Raw genomic sequence first — 20,754 nt, forward strand, 5'->3', positions numbered from 1 at the left:
TAGAGGTTAACTGGTTCGTTACCAGCTTATGTTCCTTGAGAACTGTTTTATCCGCTGTTGTGGATTTCATTGTTAGGCAATGAGAGTGGGTTCTAGCCGACCTGAAGCAATAAGAAAGAACGTTAGGTTTTCAAAAAGTTCATTGACAAGGAGGGATAAAGTAACATCAAATATTATTTATAGTATTTGATTGTAGTAGACTAAGCATATGTTGTTGATTTTGTTCTTCGGAATAGAATTGATGTACATAAGCTCCGTTTAAAGCGTTTGAGATAAAGAATTGACTAATTGTTTTAACAATTTGTCTTACATATAATAACTCATTTGCATTCCATCTTTAAGTTGGAATTACCTGATTATTAATCAGGGTGCACTATTTGAGTTCTAAGATTAATTTTCCTTGTGGAAATTAAGACTAGGAAGCGAATAAGGGCGCACGGGGGATGCCTAGGCTCTCAGAGACGACGAAGGACGTGGTAAGCTGCGAAAAGCTACGGGGAGGTGCAAACGACCTATAATCCGTAGATGTCCGAATGGGGAAACCCGGCAGGTTGAAGACCTGTCGTCGAAAGACGGAAACCCGATGAACTGAAACATCTAAGTAGTCGGAGGAATAGAAAACAATAGTGATTCCGCAAGTAGTGGCGAGCGAACGCGGATTAGCCCAAACCATCATGATACGTCGTGGTGGGGTTGTAGGACTTGCATAAAGCTTGTTCACAGAAGTGGAAATGCTCTGGAAAGGCATACCATAGAAAGTGAAAGTCTTGTACACGTAAAGTGAACAAGTGGGCGAGTATCCTGAGTAAGGCGGGACCGGAGAAATCCTGTCTGAATCTAGCGGCACCATCCGCTAAGGCTAAATACTCCTGAGAGACCGATAGTGAACCAGTACCGTGAGGGAAAGGTGAAAAGAACCCCCAGAAGGGGAGTGAAAAGACCCTGAAACCGTGCGCTTACAAGCGGTCGGAGTCCCGATTTATCGGGATGACGGCGTGCCTTTTGCATAATGAGCCTACGAGTTACACCTTACTAGCGAGTTTAAGGCCTTCAGGGCTGTAGGCGAAGCGAAAGCGAGTCTGAATAGGGCGTAAGCTAGTAGGGGTAGACGCGAAACCTGGTGATCTACCCATGGGCAGGTTGAAGGTTGGATAGTCTCCAACTGGAGGACCGAACCGGTACATGTTGAAAAATGTTCGGATGACCTGTGGGTAGGGGTGAAAGGCCAATCAAACCAGGAGATAGCTCGTACTCCCCGAAATGCATTTAGGTGCAGCGTCAGATAGAGTGTCATGGAGGTAGAGCTACCGATAGGGCTAGGGGGCTTCACCGCCTACCAACCCCTGACGAACTCCGAATGCCATGACATTGCACTGGCAGTGAGGCAGTGGGTGCTAAGGTCCATTGCCAAGAGGGAAACAACCCAGACCATCAGCTAAGGTCCCCAAGTGTTTACTAAGTTGCATGAACGATGTGAGGATGCTAAGACAGCTAGGATGTTGGCTTGGAAGCAGCCATTCATTTAAAGAGTGCGTAACAGCTCACTAGTCGAGCGTTCTTGCGCGGAAAATACTCGGGCATTAAGTAAACCACCGAAGCTATGGAATCCGTAAGGATTGGTAGGGGAGCATTGTAGTTGGGCAGAAGCTGTGCTGTGAGGCATGGTGGACTGGCTACAAAAGCAAATGTAGGCATGAGTAACGATAAACAAGGTGAGAAACCTTGTCGCCGTAAGACTAAGGGTTCCTCGTTCGATGCTAATCAGAACAGGGTTAGTCGGGACCTAAGGTGTAGCCGCAAGGCGAAGCCGATGGCAAACGGGTTAATATTCCCGTACCTGCTCACAATGAAAGTGACGGAGGCGTGTAGATGGTGCGTACTGACGGAATAGTACGTTGAACCACATGAAAGTGTGGGATAGTACAGGGAGGGCTCCGGTCCGAACTGATAATCCATTGAAGCGACTTCCAAGAAACAGCGAGTGAAGCAGCCCGTACCGTAAACCGACACAGGTAGTCGAGGAGAGTATCCTCAGGCGCTCGAGTGATTCATGGCTAAGGAACTAGGCAAATTAGACGCGTAACTTCGGGAGAAGCGTCCCCACTCTAGTAGTGGGCGCAGTGAAAAGGCCCAGGCGACTGTTTAGCAAAAACACAGGACTCTGCGAAATCGAAAGATGAAGTATAGGGTCTGACACCTGCCCGGTGCTGGAAGGTTAAGGAAGGTAGTTAGGGGTAACCCAAAGCTATTGACTGAAGCCCCAGTAAACGGCGGCCGTAACTATAACGGTCCTAAGGTAGCGAAATTCCTTGTCGGGTAAGTTCCGACCTGCACGAATGGTGTAACGATCTGGGCACTGTCTCAGCCATGAGCTCGGTGAAATTGAAGTATCGGTGAAGATGCCGATTACCCGCAACGGGACGAAAAGACCCCGTGAACCTTTACTACAGCTTCACATTGTGTTAGGCTATAAGATGTGTAGGATAGGTGGGAGACTACGAAGCGGCAGCGCCAGTTGTTGTGGAGTCGTCCTTGAAATACCACCCTTCTTATAGTTTGATACTAACTCCAGCAACAACTGGAGGACATTGTGTGGTGGGTAGTTTGACTGGGGTGGTCGCCTCCTAAAGAGTAACGGAGGCTCGCAAAGGTACCCTCAGCATGGTTGGTAATCATGCGAAGAGCGTATGAGTATAAGGGTGCTTGACTGGGAGAGAGACATCTCGATCAGGTGCGAAAGCAGGCTTAAGTGATCCGGTAGTTCCGCATGGAAGGGCTATCGCTCAAAGGATAAAAGGTACTCCGGGGATAACAGGCTGATCTCCCCCAAGAGCTCACATCGACGGGGAGGTTTGGCACCTCGATGTCGGCTCGTCACATCCTGGGGCTGGAGAAGGTCCCAAGGGTTGGGCTGTTCGCCCATTAAAGTGGCACGCGAGCTGGGTTCAGAACGTCGCAAGACAGTTCGGTCTCTATCTGTTGTGGGCGTAGGAATATTGAAGAGATCTGTCTCCAGTACGAGAGGACCGGGATGGACGAACCTCTAGTGTACCTGTTGTGGCGCCAGCTGCATTGCAGGGTAGCTATGTTCGGAATGGATAAGCGCTGAAAGCATCTAAGCACGAAGCCAACTCTAAGATGAGTATTCCATGAGGGTCGTAGAAGATGACTACGTTGATAGGCTATAGGTGGAAGTGCAGTAATGTATGGAGCCAAGTAGTACTAATTACCCGAAAGCTTCCTTTTTAAAATATAACTTTACTTAACGCTTTGCGGTAGTAAGCGAAGTGTACTACAACTTTATCCCTTTTCTTGTCTGTGTTTATCATTGATAAACCAATAGAAATAACGCAGTTTACGAACTGTAAAGATTAATTGGTGGCTATAGCAAGGAGGTTCACCTCTTCCCATTCCGAACAGAGAAGTTAAGCTCTTTAGCGCCGATGGTACTGCCTTTAGGTGGGAGAGTAGGTCGCTGCCAATTTTTATGAAGGGTCATTCGCATATCGCGAGTGGCCCTTCTCCTGTTTTACTTACCTCCATTACATTACACATTACACATTACACATTACACAAGCCTGCCTCAGCACTGAAATGTTGGGGCTTCGATGTTTACCTCCCTCCTATTAAGATTACTCTACTGTCCTATTTGCATTGCCTTAATATTCATTAACAGTCTATTGGGGGAATCCTAATGCTGAAGCGTACATATTTGTAGTATTAATCACCCTACAAATTATGACGATTATGAGAATTATTCTATTGATAGGAACCTTGTCTTTTTTTAGTTTAACGGAGTCATTCGGACAAAATGAAGAGAATCAATATTTAACAAGCAAAGGAGACCTTCACCTTTTGGGAACAATTTCGAGGAGTCAACTTAACGAGGAACCTTTCTCTAAGTGGTACAATACAGTGTACGAAAGCTATTCCATTGATGAAGAAAGAGTAGAGAAGGTGAATGAGTATTATGATGAGGGTGTTAGTGTAAAAATATACCTGGGAACCTGGTGTGGTGATAGTAAGCGAGAAGTGACCCGCTTTTTGAAGATTGTTGATCATTCTATTATGAACATGAGCAACGTAGAACTGATAGGTTTAGATAACCGGTCGGGGAAAATGAAACAAGGCCCTAATAGAGAAGAAGATGGCCTGAATATTCACCGTGTACCGACCTTTTTGTTTTACAAAAATGGAGAAGAAGTTGGACGGATCGTAGAAGGCCCCGTTTCTTCTTTAGAAACGGATATTGCTCAGATTTTTGCTGGCTTGTCGCCTCGGCCTGATTATTACCTTGCGAATTATTTACTCACTCAATTTGGGGAGGAAAGCCTGGATGCAGTAGATACATTGATTACGAAGAATGCGTCTTATTTAAAGCATTATTCAAAAAATGAAGGGGAACTAAATACGCTGGGCTATGTGCTAATGGACGCAGGTAAATATGATCAAGCTATTCTAGCCTTCAGGTTGAACACACTCCTCTACCCGGAATCTGGAAATACTTTTGATTCTTTAGGAGAGGCATATCTTAGAGTAGGCGACAGTGCACTAGCAACTACGAATTATCTAAAATCACTACAACTAGATGCTGCAAATGAAAATGCAACCAAGGTGCTTCTAGCAATGTTGGCGGATAAGGAGAGCAGGTAAGAGAAACGTATAATTGGCCTATTTCTTCAATAGGCATAAAAGGCCATTGGATCACTGATCTAATGGCCTTTTTTAGAGAAGCCCCTCCCCATTTTCATATTTTATAACCTGATAAAGTTGGAATCTGCTTATTATCGTTAATATAACATAGAAATAGACCACGTGGATTGTCGATTTATTATCTTGGTTTAATTTTTAAACCTAAATAAATTCTTTTATGAAACGCCTCTTTTTTCTTTCTTTTTTTGCGATAGCTTTAATAATATCTTCCTGTGGAGATGATGAACCAGGTTTCACCGAAGATAACCTTGCCGGGACCTGGGCACTGGTTTCTTCTGATGGGACTTCTACCACTGTTACCACTACGGGAGGAAGTTCGTCAACAATAAATACTGATATTGCCATTCTTTCGTCTGATTTTCAATTAACCTTTGCGCAGAATCCTAATACAATAAACAGCCAGATTGGCGAATTCACCATTGAAACAACACAAACGATTGATGGCGGTAGTGCAAGTAGCTCAACAGAAGTAATGACGCAATTTGCAGATAATGATACAAGCTGGGAGATCATCGGTGATGTTCTCAATTTAGATTATGCGAATGGTGATCAAGAGTCCTATATTATTATAGAACTTAATAACTCCTCGTTGAAATTAAAACAGGAAACATCGGTTGATGTAAACTTTGGTGGGACTTTGATTGAAACAGAAAGTGAAACGTTATCCGTTTTCGAAAGGCAATAACGCCAGTGTAGATAATTACTAAAGGCCATCCGCTTTTAACGGATGGCCTTTAGTCGTTTAAGGTGAGGCTTTTATGTTCCTGATTCTATTTTCTCTGGTAATGCGGCACCTTCTATGGGAAGAACAGGAGGACTTGCTATTTTACGAAAAATAGCATTATAAGCCGCAGCTTGTATCTTGGGACGGTAGTTTTCACGGCCAAGTTTATTGTTTCGCATAGACGGGTAGGTGCGGTTAGATAAGAATACAAATACCAATTCTTCGGTAGGGTCTGCCCATACACAGGTTCCTGTAAAGCCTAGGTGGCCAAAAGTGCGACGACTAGCTTGTTGCGCTATGTTTTGGCTCCGGTTGGGGTTGAGTTGCTTCATGTCAAAGCCTATACCTCGACGAGTTTCGTCTCCAAAGCGAGTAGTGAATTCCCTGACAATATCTGGCTTCAAAAACACATGGTTACCATAAATGCCTCTTTGGAGTAGCATTTGCCATAAAACGGCTAGGTCGTGGGCGTTGCCAAAGAGCCCGGCATGACCACTTACACCACCTAGCATTGCTGCTCCCATATCATGAACATAGCCGTGAACAGTTTGCTTACGCCAATAATTATCCATCTCGGTAGGAGGGATACGATTAAGCGAAAAACGCTTGCGAGGCTGAAAGTCAATGTTAAATAGGCCGAGCGGTTCATAAAAACGCTGTCGGACGTAATCATTTAGTCCTTGTTGGCTCAGTTTTTCTACCAGGCGAGCAAGGTAGTAAAAGCCGAGATCGCTATAACGGTAATTATTATTACTACGAAGATCAGATTGATAGATACTGTACCAAATAGAGTCAATGTAGTTTTCACGAAGGAAGATATTATCACTTACTTGTACATTGTAATCCCCACCGGGTGTAGAACGATAAAGTTCTCCGGACCTTCTTCCTCTATTATCAAGGGTGCCTGTGTAAAAGGGAATCCACGGTTTCAGGGCTGCTCGATGAGCCAGTATTTCACGAATGACTAATTGGTCTTTATTACTGCCTTTCAGTTCTGGTAAATAATGCCCCAAGGTCTGATCAAGGTCAAGTTGCCCAGTTTGTACCAGGTCCATGATGGCAATCGTTGTTGCTGCTACTTTGGTAACCGAAGCAAGGTCGTAGATGTCATCTTTGCTCACCTCCCTTTGGCGTGCGTAAGTGTGGTGGCCAAAAGCTTCATGGAATACCACTTTTCCATGGCGTGCGACTAAAACTACACAACCAGGAGTAGCTCGGCTATCAATAGCATCTTGTGCCAATGCTCGTACATACCTTTGGAGACTATCAGTATTGATACCTACGCTCTCAGGAACGCCGTATCCAAGCCGAAACAGTTTGCTGGTGCTCAGTCCCGCATTGTAATGACTTTTTGGAGAAGCCGTAATGGGCAGGCGTCCGTTGAATCCAATAGCTCCAAAAATAGCCTGAGCTGTTTTGTCCTGGGTTACATCATCTTCGTTATAGGCTTCTACAACAACACCTTGTTCGTCAAAAAACTTCAGGCTATATGGGTTTCCAAAAATAACGAGTACGACGTCATTTTGCTGGTGGAGTCTTTGTAAAAAACGTAAGGTCGAAGATTTTATTCCAAAATTACTACTCGCAGAACGGCCCATGTTATGCATGCTGACAATGACTAGCTCTTCTTCGGCGAGGCGATTAAGTAACTTAGTGGCCTCTTCTTCTGAAACATCGCTATCTGTATGTAGTAAATCAACGGGCGCGTAATCCAGCAACCGTTTTTGGAAAACGGTTTGTTTACTGCTGCCAATTGCCAGTGCTGCACGATGTTTTCGAGCAATCTCTTTGATAGGGAGTAGGCCTCCATCGTTACGAACGAGTGTCAGCGCATTCTCTACTAATTGTTCTTTTAGCATTAATGCATCAGCGCTGTTAAGGTCTGCCAAGGCATTTTCTTCGGGGATGGAGCTGAAAGTATGTAGGCCCATTCTGTATTTAGCCCGTAATACACGTTTAACCTTCCGTTCAAATTCTCTTTCACTGAATTGACCGTCCTCTATATACTGCTTGATTTTTAATTCTGCATTGGCTAAGCTCTCAGGAAGGAGCAGGATATCATTGCCGGCCATCAAGGAGGCGGCTTCTACTTCGCCGTCACCAAAATGTTTGGTAACACCTTTCATTTCCAGTCCATCTGTGAAGGTAAGACCATGAAAACCCAATTGGTCACGTAAGACACCGTTTACTGTTGCGGCGGAGAGGGACGTAGGGTAGTTTTCTCTAGGCTCCAAGGCTGGCACTTGAAGATGCGCCACCATGACGCTACCCACTCCATGGTCGATCAATGACCGAAATGGGTAAAGTTCAATGCTGTCCAGGCGCTGGCGGGAATGGGGGATAATAGGTAGGTCAAAATGAGAGTCTACATCGGTATCTCCATGGCCAGGAAAATGTTTGGCGCAAGCCACAATATCATTGTCTTGCATACCACGCATATAGTTTACGCCTTTAATGGCGACATTGAGCCGGTCTTCTCCAAATGAGCGAGTGCCGATAACAGGGTTGTTAGCATTGTTGTTAACATCTACAACGGGTGCAAAATTTACGTGTACCCCTACCCTATGCATTTGCCGGGCAATTTCACTTCCTAGTTCGTATATTAATCCGTTATTACGAATAGCGCCCAACATCAATTGACGCGGGAAATCCTGTACACTTTTCATCCGCATATTCAGGCCCCACTCAGCATCCATGGCTACCATAATAGGGAGATTGGCTTTCGCTTGGTAACGGTTGATAAGGCGTATTTGTGCCTCAGGAGTACCCTGGAAAAAACAAAGTCCTCCAACGTGGTAGTCACGAATGAGTCGTTCTACCGCAGCTTCGTGATTAGAACCGAGGTTGGAATGTGCTCGAATCATGAACAATTGCCCGAGGCGTTGCTCAAAATTCATACTCCGAAAAACGGAATCAACCCAGATGGCTTCTTGGGCATTGGATTGGTCAAGATTAGCATGGTACTGAGCGGATAAAGGCTCGTTTGCTAGCAAAAGTATACCCGCGAGGGCGAGCGTACGAAAGAGAATACGCATGTTCATAACTGGGGGTTGAAATTAGTTTCCGGCACGCACTTTAGTTTCAATGTCAGGGTCTATTTGTCGAGCTCGTTGTAGGGCTTGGTTGGCGGCTTCGGGTTGTTGATTGTTCATGTAGGCCGAGCCCAGGTCATACCAGGCACGGGCATTATTGGGTTGGAGCTGGGTGTTTTTGGTAAACAACTCTATTGTTCGAGGAGTATTACCGGCAATGCCGTTGGCAACTCCTAAAAGTCTGATGGTCTCATAATCCTCGGGCATGGCTTGATAGGCTTGATCGAGGTATTGAATAGCTGTCTTTACGTCGCCTTTTTGCTCTCCGTAAAAACGGCCCGCATCTCGGTAAGTGATTATGAGGTTGTCAAATGCCTGATCGTAGCCAGGGTCAATTTGGCGAGCTTGCTGATAAGCTTGAATTGATGCGTCGTACTGCTTAAGGTAATTAAGAATGTTGCCTTTGATGAAGTAAGCCTGTTTGTAAGTAGGGTGAATACGAATAGCTTCGTCAATATGACCTAGTGCTTCCTGTAACATCGACTGCCGAGCAGGTTGTTGTTCGGGGGGTAAGTTTGCCCATTGTACCGATAATTCTCCTGCCATTGCATTTCGCAGTTTGGCGCTATTTGGTGAAGCGTGAATATCGGTAGTAAAGAGGGTGTAATTATTTTCCCAAGCGGGATTGCGTAATACCGTTAGTGCCATTAAAACCACACCAAAACCTAGTACGATCCCTGTTGCCAAGCGTTGATTTTTTAGATACGTAAATAAGCCCCATGCGACCAGTAGTGCGAAGCCAACCGAAGGCATAAAGAGAAAGCGTTCTGACATATTGGTGCCTACAGGGAAGACGATGTTGGATACCAAGGAAAGTGTTCCGAGAAAGTATAGTACGGCAAAGCTACCAATGTTTTTACGGGCAAGCCCCCATAGACCATAGATCAATAAACCCAGATACAAAAGTAAACTCCCTAATACTCGCCAGTCACTAAAACGCATAATGTCTATCTGGCGGGGGTAATAATCGTGGGTGAGTTGTACTGGCGCAACCAGTAATTGGGCATATTTGCCAAGGGTGTAAGTAATAGTAGCTGCTTTTTCGCCAGCTGAAAAGTCGACCCAACGCCCTTGTTCTAATTTGAGGAAAGGGTTGTTCATAAGTTCTTGACTGGGAGCACCTACGTCCCACCCCAAAATAGCGCCTCGAATAATAAGGAAGAGAATGGCTGCGACGAGCAGCGGCGAAATGCGCTTGATAATATCTCCAGCCTTAGCCTGTGTGAAAATGAAAAACGCTAATGGGGCGACGCCTAAAAAGGTTATCGCATTTTCTTTAGCTAGTAAAGCAATAAAGAAGCAAAGTCCTGCCAGTATAGAGCGCGTGGTCCCTCCTTTAAAAAGTAGCCACAAACTGGTAAGACTGCCTAAGAGGGTAATGATTTCGTCACGACCTTTAATATTGGCAACGGCCTCAGTATGCAATGGGTGTACTGCGAAAATAAAAGCAGCAAGAAGTGGTATCCAATAAATGCCTAGCAAACTAATTTGACTATCCCAGGATTTACGGGATTTAAACATTGTTAGTAATAACAGATAGAGCATCACTACTGTTAGCCCGTACCAAAGGGCATTAAACACATGCATTATCGCCGGGTTGGCTCCTAATAAGCCATATTCTACCGCAAACATGGCTGGTGTCAAAGGTCGGTAGCGGCCGCCAGCTACTAGTTTTGCCTTGCCTTCTACTTTGAAAAAACCATAGAAGGTGTCATACTGAAAAAGGCCTGGTATACCTGATATGCCTTCTGTGGTAAACATGTTTTCAGTGATAACGATAGCGTCATCCTGTGCAAAATCATGAGAGAAGGTATTAGCGTATAATAATACACTGAGTAAAAATAAACCTCCCGCAACCAAACGGGTACGCCCTAGCCAAGCCCAGGCGGTAGGGAGGGTTTTTACTTTTTTCTTACTTGTTTTTTTATCTTTCTTGGCCATAGGAACGGGGAAGCTATCTGTAGTGTGCTAATTTAGAAAAATTGTTGGTAGTAATCCCATAATTTAAAGCAAGCTGTAAAAGCAATACCAATAAAGAGGTAGCGTTCGAAAATCGAGTCTATCTTTACACTGCATGAATGAAGGAATAAAAAAACTACTCGGACCACCCACTTATCAGTTTATTGGAGTACTGGCCTTACTATTTATACTGGTAGGCCTTGTGGTATCATCCGCGATGATGAGTATGGGAGTCATTGGCTTAGCCATCGTTTGGGTACTTAACCCAGACGTCAAAAAAAACATACAAACCCTGCTAAAGCACCCTGTTTTTTGGTCAATAGTCCTTCTTTTTTTGGTATGGGGCATTAGTGGGTTATGGTCCGAAAATACAGATTATTGGGCCAACCGAATGCGGATGCGTTTGCCTTTTCTACTTATGCCAGCAGGCTTGCTTGCAATTCCTAAATTTGATCGTAGTGTATACTATCCACTATTATATATTTTTTATTTCCTGCTAAGTGCCATTTGTCTTTACCTCTTTGCTTGGTACCTCCTCCATTTTTCGGAGATGACCTTGGCTTACAAAAAAGGCCAAGTGCTACCGACCCCGGTTATGCATATTCGTTTTAGTCTTATGGTGGCTTATTGTGTAGCTATCGGGATTACTTTTTTACAAGAAAAATGGACCTGGCGGTACAAATGGGAACGAGCTGTGCAGTTTTTTATCACAGGGTTTCTTATTGTTTTCTTACACGTCCTAGCCGTCCGTAGTGGTTTGGTAGCGTTGTACGGCGTCTTGTTCTATTTTTTGATCAGAGAAATCATTCTGCGACGGCGCTGGTGGTTCGGAATTATCACAACATTACTATTGGTTGGAGGCATGGCTACGGCCTACCTGACTATCCCTTCTTTGCAGAACAAAATAGATTATACGCTTTATAATATTTATAATATCCGGCACGATAATAATAGGACTGAACTTTCTGATTCTCACCGGGTGGGCACTATCCAAGCTGGCTTGGCAATGGGGAATGAAGCGCCTTTTTTGGGGGTTGGTATTGGTGATATTAGGGATGAAACAGAAGTGTACTTAAAGGCGAATTATCCCGGAGTAGCGGGTTCTGGTTTTACTCCACAAAGCCAGTATGTATGGCAATACGCGGGAGTGGGGTGGTTTGGTTTACTGGTGTTTATTGTTGTAACATTCCTACCACTTTTTTATAAAAAAGGTTGGCAATACGCACTATTGGGTAGCTTTTTAGCAATAGCGATCCCGTCGTTTATTATTGAGCAAACGCTGGAAACGCAACTAGGTACCGCTATTTACCTAACCTTTTTGTTGATGGCTGCACGGTTTTATCTTACAGGAGGTCTGTCCGATCAAAAGGAGAATGATCGGGGAGCATTTGCCCCGGATGTGGGTAATTAAGCCTGTAAAAAAGACCTGCTACCAAACCAAAAACAAAACCGGTAATATGTGCCCACCAAGCTACACCAGCAGTCTCGTTGGTCATAGATTGTAGCGATTGATTACCCAACGTAACTTGCTGTACAATCCAAAAGATGAGGAAAATGAAGGCGGGCACTCGGATAAAAAAGACCAGTACCAGCATTTTAATTTTTGAAGTTGGATACATGACCAGATATGCACCCATTACGGCAGAAATTGCACCACTGGCCCCCACTGTTGGGATTTCGCTTCCCATGTTGAAGTAAATATGTCCCGCGTGAGCAGCAAGGCCTCCGATGAGGTAGAAAACCAGGAAGCGGAAATTACCAATTGTGGCTTCGATATTATCCGCAAAAATCCAAAGGAAGAGCATGTTACCCAACAAGTGCATCCAGCTTCCATGTAAAAACATACTGGTGAAAAGGGTGAAAGTATCCTGCCCTGCAAGCGTTTCCTTGGGGATGCTGCCATAGGTATAGACAAATTGTTCAAATCCAGGAATGGACAAGGATGCTTGATAAACAAATACCAGAACGTTAATGGCGATAAAAGTATAGCTAAAAAAAGGGAAATACCCTCCTTTTACTTGGTCGTCGCCGATAGGGAAGAACATATGTGGTGTCGTTGGTAAAGAATAATCTTAGAGGCTACTTATCTTAAGTTGTAAGCGATAATCAGCAGGGGCAATTGTTTCCCCTTCAGGGTAGGGGCTAAGCGTTTCTGCCGTGAAGATATAATTGCCAACAAGTGCTTGAGCTTCTTCTGGTTTACCATCTCTGAGCGTCAAGGTCAAAGGATCTCCATTAACCAGTAAGTTTACTTTTGCTTGTCCTTCCCATACGCAGTTAGTGTTCTTAGGACAACGAGAGTCTTCGGAGACCTCTAGCCATTTGACAGTCATGTTTGCCGATTTATTTACTAGTTCCTGCTGAGGAGACAGGGTAAAGGAGACTCCCAGAGGGAAGGTATCTGCATCTTCACAAGTATTGGCAAGGAAAATCGATAGCGAAAAAAGCAAAAGGATAGCTTTCATAGTTTGTTCTTTCTAATAAAGGTAAATAAAATAGCGGTTCAGGGAAAAGTACAAGTGGCGCTAAATAATTATCCCGGACTTTGCTACTAGCAAAGCCCGGGATGATTGTTTCAATGGATTTGTTAAATGTCGCTTACGCTACTGCGCGCGCGTGTTCGATATCGTACTGGCCATTACCTAGTTTGTAGAGTAAGGTAAAGTGGCTTTTTACTGCACCGTAGAAGGTCTTGTGCTCATGGTAAGGAATATTAAACTCCTCAGCAGTAGCTTTTACAATAGGAGAAAGATTCCGGTAATGGACATGACAAACGTTAGGAAACAAATGGTGCTCAACTTGATAGTTGAGACCTCCAATGAACCAAGAGAAGAAACGGCTTCCGTTAGCGAAATTGGCAGTTGTTTTCAATTGGTGAATAGCCCAATTGTTTTCAACACTTCCATCTTCATCAGTGTGGAAAAATTCGGTTTCTTCAATAACGTGTGCTGGCTGAAAAATTAATGCCAGAATCATTCCACAAATGAAATGCATGGCTAAGAATCCGATCAGAAAATGCCACCATACTTGTCCTCCAACAGCAAGTGGAAGAACGATGGTCACAATAACGTACCCCAGTTTATAAAGAGAAACCTCTAGCATTGCTTGTTTGAAAGTTTTTCCTTGAGTACCAAGTAGATTCTTTTTACGATATCGAACCAGTTGCTCAAAATCCTTACTAAGGAACCAGTAGATGGTCATTAAAGAGTAAAGCATTGGTGCGTAAAAGATCTGCAACCGGTGGATCGGTTTGCGTTTGGTGTCTGGGGTTAATCGTAAAATAGCTTTCTGAATATCCTCATCGTGCTCGTGGATATTGGTAAAGGAATGGTGAAGTACGTTGTGCTGGATTTTCCAATTGACATGATATCCACCGATTAGATTTACGAGGAAACCTAATGCGTTGTTTACGTTCTTATTCTTGGAGTATGCTCCGTGGTTGGCATCGTGCATAATGGATAAACCAATACCCGACATTCCTAACCCCATTAGTACCCACATTAAGAAACTCCATCCGAAGCTTTGTGTAACACCGGCAATCAAAAGAGATAACGGGATGATGTACAAAGCAATCATGAAACCTGTTTTGAATTTCATGTTCAAATTAGCATGACGAGAAATCTCACGCTCCTTGAAGTACTGGTTGACACGCTGCCGAAGTTCCTTGAAAAACTCAGGCTGGTCCTCCACATTAAATTTTACGGCTCTTGTATTCTGCATAAGTTTGATGATCTGTCGCCAGTACAATCTACTATAAATACGAGAAGGAATTCTCATAGCATATTTTACGTGGCGAGGGCTGCTATATAAAATCCTGAAAGTACGGAATATAAGGGAAAGGAGGGGCAAAAAGTTGGAAAATGACGGTAATCTGGCATCCAATTATTTAGTTAAATACGGTCCCTATAGCTCTAAACTAATGTAGAATGGAGGTCGGCATTTACCAAGCCATCTTCATTGATGGTGTGCAATTTCATCGGAACAACGTGGTTGATCCAGGTAGCCTCTAAAGCCACATCTACTTTGACGTAGTTGTCCGTAAAGCCAGTTAATCGACCACTTTTTTTGCCTTTTTCAAGTAAAACATTGCGCGTGTTTCCGAGTTGGGATTCATAGAAACTACGCTTCTTTTTTTCGCTCAAAATATTGAGCATTTGATTTCTCCGACGGCGCTCTTGCATAGGTACGACCTCTGGCAACTCAGCTGCAGGGGTGTTGGCTCGCTCAGAATAAGTAAAGACATGGAGATAGCTAATATCCAAGCTATTGATGAAATTGTAAGTCTCCAAAAAATCTTCTTCGGTTTCTCCGGGGAAGCCAACAATTACATCTACCCCAATACAACAATGAGGAAGGTGCTTCCTGATGAGTGCGACCCGCTCAGCGTATAGTTCACGCTTGTAACGGCGACGCATGGCCTGAAGCTGTTTGTTGTTGCCTGACTGTAGCGGAATGTGGAAATGGGGCGCGAAACGTTGTGATTGCGCAACGAATTCAATGATTTCTTCGGTACACAAGTTGGGCTCGATGCTCGATATCCGGAACCGCTCAATTCCTTCGACTTTATCTAATTCGCGAATCAGGTCGATAAAGAGGGCTTCTTTTTTCGGACGGGTACCTTCAATAACTTCGGTACCGTTGCCGAAATCGCCGATGTTTACGCCGGTCAATACCACTTCACNGGTTCCCATTTTGGCAATTTCACGGGCGTTGGCCACAACACTTTCTACAGTATTACTTCGGCTATTGCCTCGCGCCAACGGGATGGTGCAAAAAGAGCATTTGTAATCACATCCGTCTTGTACTTTCAGAAAAGACCGGGTACGGTCTCCAAAACTAAAGGCGTGAATAAAGTCTTTAGCTTCTTTTACTTCTCCGGCTTTCACCATGCCTTTGCCTGGTGCTTGACTGATATCGTCGATGTAATCAAGAATCCGAAATTTTTCGGAAGCTCCTAAGACCAAGTCTACTCCTGGGATGTCAGCAATCTCTTGTGGCTTTAGCTGAGCATAACAGCCAACGACCACCACTTTAGCGTGTTCGTTTTTGCGTAAAGCACGACGAACCACATTACGGCATTTTTTATCCGCAAATTCAGTCACCGAACAAGTGTTGATTACATAGATATCAGCACCATCCTTAAATGGAACTGCTCCATAACCAGCATCCTCAAACTGGCGACCAATGGCCGATGTTTCCGAATAGTTAAGCTTACAGCCTAAAGTATGAAAGGCAACCGTGCGTGGCGTGGCCATGATCTGATTTTAGTTCGAACCGCAAAATTAAGGCTTTTTCCTTAGCTGTTAGTTATTTCGGTAGTCAGAACTTTGTAAGACAACTTTAGTCAAAAAATCCAGGACCTTAGCTTCTGGCATCTGGCAAGGCTTCAGAAGGTCTTTTTGACTGGTTCTGTAAAAATTTAAGCTAATAAAATTACGACCTCCCAGCTCCTGGGCGAAAACTTTGCTGGACTTACCATTATTGAAAGTGGATTTTGTAATTCCGTATTTTCGTTCTTGGTACAAGCCTTCTGAATAGCCGTCCGGTAGGCGGTCAATGAGTTCTTTGATCATCATCCGATCTGCGCCAGGAATTCGTCCTCTGTCATAATTTTTACGGTGCCAAGCGCCTGCGCTTTCTTTAGTTTTGAACCAGCCTTCTCTCCAACGACTAAAATATCAAGGTTGCCACTCACGGCACTGATGTTTTTAGCACCAGCTGCAACGGCTTTTTCTTGGGCTTCTTTACGGCTCATTTGTAAAAGCTTTCCAGTGAACAAGATGGTTTTTCCTAGAAATGGACCTTCTGTAACGGCTGCCACGGGTTGGTCTGCTTCGGTAGCTGTAAGGTTTACCCCCAGTGCTTCTAACTCTTCGAGCATGGCAATGTTTGCAGGATCAGAAAAATAGGCACTAACGTTTTCTGCCACGGTAGGCCCTACATCTTTGATGTGTACATAGTCATCGTAGGTCCAGTCTTTTAGTTGTAAGACATGCTCAAGCTCTGCGGCCAGTAGCTTTGAAATTTTTTTACCAAGGTGATGGATACTTAAACTGTGCAAAAGGCGGTAAATAGGATTTTGTTTAGCCTCATCAATAGCCGCTCTCAAGTTGGTAGCGGATTTGGGGCCAAAACCCTCCAGTTGAGCAATTTTGTCATACTCCAGGCGATAAATGTCTGGCAATGTTTTCACCCAACCTTGTTCCATGAAACGCTCAACAATGGAACGGCCCAGTCCATCAATATTCATCGCCGGTTTGGAAACATGGAAGATGATCCGCTGGAGTACTTGTGCAGGGCATTCATAGTTGGGACAACGCCAGGCAGCTTCTCCTTCTTCTCGTATCAGCGGCGTAGCGCAAGATGGACATTTATCGGGGAAAACGATGGGTAATTCACTTCCATCCCGTAAATCATCAAGTGCTTTGACGATGTAGGGAATAACATCACCGGCACGTTCAATCAATACCGTATCGCCCAGGCGTAGGTCCTTTTCGGAAATAAAATCTTCATTGTGTAAAGAGATGGAAGAAATCGTTACACCTGCCAAAGACACTGGCGCAACTTTAGCCACTGGCGTGATAGAGCCAATTTTGCCAATCTGGTATTCTACGGCATCTAGTTTAGTCGTTGCTTGCTTGGCCGCAAATTTATAAGCAATAGCCCAGCGAGGATGGTGGCTGGTGTGCCCAGCGCGTTCTTGGAGGGTTCTGTCGTTTACTTTTACAACCATGCCATCTACTTCGTAGGCATAGGCTTCACGACCGTTTTCCCAGGTCGTACAAAATTCAATGACCTCCTGTATGTTTTTGCAGAGCTTGCGTTCTTTGCCATCAATTGGTACTTTGAAACCTAGTTTCTCCAGTAAGTCTAAGCTTTCATAGTGAGTAGGGATAGCGTCAAGCTTGTTTTCACCAGCGTCATTTGTCGCATAACCAAGGGTGTAAAGAAAAGCCTCTAAGTTACGGTCGGCAACTTCTCTGGGGTCTTTCATTCGTAGCCCTCCCGTAGCGGTGTTGCGAGGATTCGCAAACAAACTTATCCCTTCTGCTGCCCGTTTCTTATTGATAGCTTCAAACTTATCTTTCCTGATGAGCACTTCGCCCCGCAACTCTACTTTAGAGATGTTTAAATCACTGAAAGAAGCACTTAAGGGTACAGAGCGAATAGCCCTTGCATTGGCCGTCATTTCTTCTCCTTCCTGACCATTGCCTCGGGTAGCGGCCCTTACAAGTTGGTCGTTTTCGTAAACAAGGGCAACGCTTCCTCCGTCAAATTTAGGCTCTACGGCATAAACGATATCCTCGTCTTCTGCCATGTTCAACATCCGTTTTACCTGCTGGTCAAACTCCTGCAAATCCTCTGCGTTATAACTATTTGCAAGCGACAGCATGGGGGTAAGGTGAGGAACGGTAGGAAAATCGTTACTTACATCACTAGATACCCGTTGGGTAGGTGAATCGGCGGTGATGAATTCCGGATAATCTTTTTCCAGTGCTTCCAGCATTTTGTACAGCTGGTCGTATTCAAAATCACTAAGCACCGGATCGTTGTGGATATAGTATCGCCATTCGTGAAAAACAATCATTTCACGCAATTGGGCGTTACGAATAGCAGGAGATTGCGCCAGCAGCGCGGCATCACCTTCCAGATAGGCTTTGGAGCGGTTAACTAGTTCCTTTTGTACAGGTGAACTGTAAGTCATGCTTTAAAATGCTACTTAGTAAATATTCAAACCCAAAGTTAGAAAAACTAGTTGCTCTTGGTTACTTACCTTTGTGTTGTAAAATATAAATTTTCTATGGCTAAGTCATTGTTACTGATTTTTTCTGCCTTTCTATTCCTCCTGACACCTGCTTTTACGCAGGGTGACGTCAAATGTGCAATCGCTTTTGACGAAGTAGATCCTTTTGATAGTTTGCGTACGATTGGTTCGGAGGTAGTGGCATTAGGTTATCTGATTCCTAGTAGATACGAGCTGGAGGATGGTCCGAAAATAATCGAAGAGGCAGAAGCTATTTTGTTGTATTCTGAAAACGACAGTATCAGTAGCTTCTTTTTTAACCTTGTCTTGCCAGAGTATAAACTTCAGCCCATCAAACCTGGAATGAACGTTAAGCTTTTGCTGGATGATGATTCCGTCATAGGTTTTTATAATATCCCCGATGAAGGAGAGTTCGATCGGACTATCAATATGCGGGTTTACCAGCATACTTGCCCAATTCCATTAGATTATTACTACAAATTGGCTTATCATAAGGTCGCTCAAATTAGGGTAGAGTATGAAAAGCAAAACCGTACCCTGATGCTTAATGACGAGCAGCAAGAAGCATTGCGAGCAGCTATACAATGTGTTGGTCGCCGGATAGGGTTGTATCCGATAAAACCATAAATGTTTGGTTTAGGGAGATGTGTAGATTATTTATTTCCTAACCCCTTAAACGTCGTATTGGTAAAGTTCCAAGTCTTCAATAATTCGGATCAGCTTATCAGCATACCGTGGATCTGTGGCGTAACCTGCTTTCTTCAATCCTCTGGCCCAGCCTTTATAATCGGTCGTCTTTAAGCGGAAAAGCTTTTGGTAACGATCCTTTTGTAGGAGTTTGCTGTGGGCAGCGAAGCTCTCTTCTACCGTCTGGAACTTTCGAAAAAAGTCTTTGTGGTGATCATCGTTGAAGTTTGTACAATGCCCTTTTGCACATCGCTTTGAGAAACATTTAATGCCAAAGTGGTTGTTGTTTTCCCTGGCTAGCCGGCTTTCACCAACATTGCTTTCCAGTAATCCTTGAGCTAGGGTGATGCTAGATGGAATACGATAAGTACTCATTTCTTTAGCCGCTAATGTTTGATAAGTGCTAACATAAGCCAATTGCTTGCGGCGTTTCTCTCGTTGTGCAGGGGTGAGGTTAGCTTCGTTTTTTTCAGAATGATGCAGAGAAACATTTTGGGCTTGTACTTCGTCATCTTCAAATGGATCAAAGAAGAGAGATTGTGAAGTAGTCGTCAAAAAACCACCCTCCCCTTTTTGCATAGAAAAGTTGATGGAAATATCTTTATGAGTCACCATCCATGCTAATAGTAACAAGGCGCACATGCCCAGCCAGCGGCGGCGGAACCAGTCTTCGAAGTTTTTCCAATACAGTTCAAAGGAAGCTTTTAGTCTGGCAGGGGTGAGGTTTTCGTAAGGTTTCATGACACTATATGTTTGAATTTAAAACAAATTTAAACATTATTGTTTTAGAAACAAATAATTGCAAACATTTTTGTTGCGGAGAGCAATTTTTTATATAAATGAACTGTTTTTACATCGCCTATTTCCCACAATCTCGGAAAAGCGTACCTTTGCGCTCGATAAAATTGAAACTACCTATGAAGAAGATAATATTACTTAGTGCTGTACTTATCGTCAGCCTCGTTAGTTTACAAGGACAAGATCGTTACGGTCACCTCAATTTGGGTAACCTTATCGCTCAGATGCCGGAGGCTGTTGCTGCGAATGATAGCCTGGAAATTATGCAAGCTACGATGGTGGCTACCGGAGAAACGATGGCTCAGCAGTTCCAACGTGACGCTACGGCTTTTGTGCAAGCGGTGCAAGGAGGAGGTCTGACGCCGGTTAAGCAACAAGCACAGCAAGCTGCGCTGGAAAAGCGTCAGTTAGAAATCCAAAATTACGAGCAGGTAATCATCAATACGATTAGCAAGAAGCGTAATACTATGCTAGCGCCAATCGTAGAGCGTGCTCAGGCTGCAATTGACGCAGTTGCCAAGGAGAATGGTTTTGTGATGATTTTTGATACCAGTATTTTTGGCGCCATCATGTATGCCCAAGAGTCAGAAGATATTATGCCTTTGGTGAAAGCCGAGTTGGGTATAGAAGAGTAAAGGAAGATTGCCTTGAATCTCGGGGGACTTTAAATGAGTCATCCCGAATTTTGGCTTAGGCCAAAATCCAAGCTGACTACAACTAAGAACTAGTCATTAAGCATCTGAAAAGAGTGATTTATCTGACTATTTGTACGAAACCCCATGATTTCACTAGTAGAAATCATGGGGTTTCGTCTTTAACGATAGGTTTTGCAGTTGGTCAGCACGGATTTTGATGACAATCAAAATTCGGGATGACTCATGTTGTTTTTGATGTGATTAGCATAGTTGAAGAATAGCGGCGTCATATTTATTATGGCTCAATAGCTATACTTAGTTACCGGTAGCTGCAGGGACATCATAGGATACATTAAAGTCATCTAGGACTGCATCCAAAAT

The 20,754-nt window shown here is 44.0% G+C and carries 13 protein-coding genes, 2 rRNA genes and 1 pseudogene; 7 read left to right on the forward strand and 9 right to left on the reverse strand.

All coding sequences use genetic code 11. The features are described 5' to 3' along the window. Nucleotides 1-416: 416 nt before the first annotated feature. From A3EU_RS0122965 to A3EU_RS0122980, 4 genes are all read left to right on the forward strand, one after another. Nucleotides 417-3,246, forward strand: a 23S ribosomal RNA gene (locus A3EU_RS0122965). A 128-nt stretch (nucleotides 3,247-3,374) separates the two neighbouring features. Continuing rightward, nucleotides 3,375-3,484: ribosomal RNA gene (gene rrf / locus A3EU_RS0122970) — 5S ribosomal RNA — on the forward strand. A gap of 263 nt (nucleotides 3,485-3,747) precedes the next feature. Further along, nucleotides 3,748-4,653, forward strand: coding sequence for a thiol reductase thioredoxin (locus A3EU_RS31495; RefSeq protein ID WP_020538549.1), 906 nt, complete (start codon nucleotides 3,748-3,750; stop codon nucleotides 4,651-4,653). Nucleotides 4,654-4,870: 217 nt separating this feature from the next. Beyond that, a complete protein-coding gene (locus tag A3EU_RS0122980) occupies nucleotides 4,871-5,398 on the forward strand; it encodes a lipocalin family protein (RefSeq protein ID WP_020538550.1) in 528 nt (175 codons plus the stop codon). Nucleotides 5,399-5,469: 71 nt separating this feature from the next. Here A3EU_RS0122980 and A3EU_RS0122985 read toward each other — a convergent pair whose 3' ends face one another. Together A3EU_RS0122985 and A3EU_RS0122990 are read right to left on the reverse strand one after the other, a co-directional pair. Next, nucleotides 5,470-8,472, reverse strand: coding sequence for a serine hydrolase domain-containing protein (locus A3EU_RS0122985; RefSeq protein WP_245569392.1), 3,003 nt, complete (start codon nucleotides 8,470-8,472; stop codon nucleotides 5,470-5,472). Between the two features lie 21 nt (nucleotides 8,473-8,493). Further along, a complete protein-coding gene (locus tag A3EU_RS0122990; protein ID WP_020538552.1) occupies nucleotides 8,494-10,470 on the reverse strand; it encodes a tetratricopeptide repeat protein in 1,977 nt (658 codons plus the stop codon). A 133-nt stretch (nucleotides 10,471-10,603) separates the two neighbouring features. On the opposite strand from A3EU_RS0122990, the gene A3EU_RS0122995 reads away from it, so the two are divergent. Next, nucleotides 10,604-11,899 carry an O-antigen ligase family protein gene (locus A3EU_RS0122995; protein ID WP_020538553.1) on the forward strand — a complete coding sequence of 432 codons (1,296 nt, stop codon included), beginning with the start codon at nucleotides 10,604-10,606 and terminating at the stop codon, nucleotides 11,897-11,899. On the opposite strand, the gene A3EU_RS0123000 is transcribed toward A3EU_RS0122995, so the two are convergent. The 6 genes from A3EU_RS0123000 to ligA all read right to left on the reverse strand — a co-directional run bounded on the left by A3EU_RS0123000 (nucleotide 11,832) and on the right by ligA (nucleotide 18,193). Beyond that, on the reverse strand, nucleotides 11,832-12,533 hold the full coding sequence (locus tag A3EU_RS0123000; protein WP_020538554.1) for a rhomboid family intramembrane serine protease: 702 nt from the start codon (nucleotides 12,531-12,533) through the stop codon (nucleotides 11,832-11,834). The two genes, A3EU_RS0122995 and A3EU_RS0123000, sit on opposite strands and share 68 nt — an antisense overlap. Nucleotides 12,534-12,560: 27 nt before the next feature. Continuing rightward, nucleotides 12,561-12,953 (reverse strand): hypothetical protein, encoded by a 393-nt coding sequence (locus A3EU_RS33220; RefSeq protein ID WP_020538555.1) that lies wholly within the window; start codon nucleotides 12,951-12,953, stop codon nucleotides 12,561-12,563. A 133-nt stretch (nucleotides 12,954-13,086) separates the two neighbouring features. Further along, nucleotides 13,087-14,265, reverse strand: coding sequence for a fatty acid desaturase family protein (locus A3EU_RS0123010; protein ID WP_020538556.1), 1,179 nt, complete (start codon nucleotides 14,263-14,265; stop codon nucleotides 13,087-13,089). A 134-nt stretch (nucleotides 14,266-14,399) separates the two neighbouring features. Further along, a complete protein-coding gene (gene mtaB / locus A3EU_RS0123015; RefSeq protein ID WP_020538557.1) occupies nucleotides 14,400-15,743 on the reverse strand; it encodes a tRNA (N(6)-L-threonylcarbamoyladenosine(37)-C(2))-methylthiotransferase MtaB in 1,344 nt (447 codons plus the stop codon). Nucleotides 15,744-15,791: 48 nt separating this feature from the next. Beyond that, complete coding sequence (locus tag A3EU_RS34875) at nucleotides 15,792-16,064, reverse strand: hypothetical protein (protein WP_020538558.1); 273 nt, start codon at nucleotides 16,062-16,064, stop codon at nucleotides 15,792-15,794. After that, the gene (ligA, locus tag A3EU_RS0123025; RefSeq protein ID WP_020538559.1) at nucleotides 16,061-18,193 is read right to left on the reverse strand and encodes an NAD-dependent DNA ligase LigA; all 2,133 of its coding nucleotides are present in this window, start codon (nucleotides 18,191-18,193) and stop codon (nucleotides 16,061-16,063) included. Before ligA ends, A3EU_RS34875 begins: the two co-directional genes overlap by 4 nt. 96 nt (nucleotides 18,194-18,289) lie before the next feature. Between ligA and A3EU_RS0123030 the strand changes: the two genes are divergently transcribed. Then, nucleotides 18,290-18,880: a hypothetical protein gene (locus A3EU_RS0123030; RefSeq protein WP_020538560.1), complete on the forward strand. Its 591-nt coding sequence runs from the start codon at nucleotides 18,290-18,292 to the stop codon at nucleotides 18,878-18,880. 51 nt (nucleotides 18,881-18,931) lie between these two features. On the opposite strand, the pseudogene A3EU_RS35600 reads toward A3EU_RS0123030, so the two are convergent. Continuing rightward, a pseudogene (locus A3EU_RS35600) lies at nucleotides 18,932-19,339 on the reverse strand (glycoside hydrolase family 73 protein); the annotation flags it as partial. Between the two features lie 518 nt (nucleotides 19,340-19,857). Between A3EU_RS35600 and A3EU_RS0123045 the strand changes: the two are divergent. Beyond that, entirely contained in the window at nucleotides 19,858-20,373 is a 516-nt protein-coding gene (locus A3EU_RS0123045; protein ID WP_020538563.1) for an OmpH/Skp family outer membrane protein, read from the forward strand. Nucleotides 20,374-20,754 lie beyond the last annotated feature (381 nt).

Origin of the sequence: Lewinella cohaerens DSM 23179 (genome assembly GCF_000379805.1) — a bacterium.
Lineage (GTDB): Bacteria > Bacteroidota > Bacteroidia > Chitinophagales > Saprospiraceae > Lewinella > Lewinella cohaerens.

Bases quoted from the DNA above. Each gene is read 5' to 3' on its own strand.
- A3EU_RS31495 (WP_020538549.1), top strand. From the start codon at position 3,748: ATGAGAATTATTCTATTGATAGGAACCTTGTCTTTTTTTAGTTTAACG.
- A3EU_RS0122980 (WP_020538550.1), top strand. From the start codon at position 4,871: ATGAAACGCCTCTTTTTTCTTTCTTTTTTTGCGATAGCTTTAATAATA.
- A3EU_RS0122985 (WP_245569392.1), bottom strand. From the start codon at position 8,472: ATGCGTATTCTCTTTCGTACGCTCGCCCTCGCGGGTATACTTTTGCTA.
- A3EU_RS0122990 (WP_020538552.1), bottom strand. From the start codon at position 10,470: ATGGCCAAGAAAGATAAAAAAACAAGTAAGAAAAAAGTAAAAACCCTC.
- A3EU_RS0122995 (WP_020538553.1), top strand. From the start codon at position 10,604: ATGAATGAAGGAATAAAAAAACTACTCGGACCACCCACTTATCAGTTT.
- A3EU_RS0123000 (WP_020538554.1), bottom strand. From the start codon at position 12,533: ATGTTCTTCCCTATCGGCGACGACCAAGTAAAAGGAGGGTATTTCCCT.
- A3EU_RS33220 (WP_020538555.1), bottom strand. From the start codon at position 12,953: ATGAAAGCTATCCTTTTGCTTTTTTCGCTATCGATTTTCCTTGCCAAT.
- A3EU_RS0123010 (WP_020538556.1), bottom strand. From the start codon at position 14,265: ATGAGAATTCCTTCTCGTATTTATAGTAGATTGTACTGGCGACAGATC.
- A3EU_RS34875 (WP_020538558.1), bottom strand. From the start codon at position 16,064: ATGATGATCAAAGAACTCATTGACCGCCTACCGGACGGCTATTCAGAA.
- ligA (WP_020538559.1), bottom strand. From the start codon at position 18,193: ATGACTTACAGTTCACCTGTACAAAAGGAACTAGTTAACCGCTCCAAA.
- A3EU_RS0123030 (WP_020538560.1), top strand. From the start codon at position 18,290: ATGGCTAAGTCATTGTTACTGATTTTTTCTGCCTTTCTATTCCTCCTG.
- A3EU_RS0123045 (WP_020538563.1), top strand. From the start codon at position 19,858: ATGAAGAAGATAATATTACTTAGTGCTGTACTTATCGTCAGCCTCGTT.